Origin of the sequence: Rahnella sp. ATs2 (assembly GCF_051851855.1) — a bacterium.
GTDB classification, from domain to species: domain Bacteria; phylum Pseudomonadota; class Gammaproteobacteria; order Enterobacterales; family Enterobacteriaceae; genus Rahnella; species Rahnella variigena.
On record NZ_JBLYPL010000066.1, the window covers coordinates 1 to 554 of the forward strand.

The window sequence follows — 554 nt, forward strand, 5'->3', positions numbered from 1 at the left end:
AAGAGCAGAAATTTTTTCTATTTCACCTCCAGTCATCCATCCATTCCAAAACTCAACAATACCTTTGCTAATATTGCTCATAGCATGACCGATATCGAATGCTTTGATGTCGCTATGAGTTCGTAGAATATAAGCTTTCATATAACGTTCTTTCATGGGTCTGATATTAGGCATCACGCGATTTTCCCATACCATATCGGCCTGCTGCCATTGAGGGGTTTTTCGGGCATTAAGCGGCAGTTCACGTTTATATCTTGCCAGGGCTTCTTCATGGGCATCGATATAGGCAATGATGGCATCACGGGTTTCGGCATAATGTTCTGCTGAGATGAATTTTTCTAAAAAGTAACATTCCTGCGGATGTAAAATACCCATTATTCTTTTCCTTTTTTATTTATCCGTCACTTCCTTGCCAATAATAGTAACCGGTTACAATCAAAACCGGTTACATGCACAAAAGTCATTCAGCTGTTTATAAAAACGCTGCCCTTATCATCCCGCTCCAGCAGTGACCAAAGCGTACGGTGAAGCTTGCTTTCTTTATCTTCATATTT

Annotated in this window: 1 pseudogene; it reads right to left on the bottom strand. The window is 40.3% G+C overall.

The features are described 5' to 3' along the window. Positions 1-375: pseudogene (locus tag ACJY2G_RS25545) on the bottom strand (type VI secretion protein ImpA); the annotation flags it as partial. Positions 376-554 lie beyond the last annotated feature (179 nt).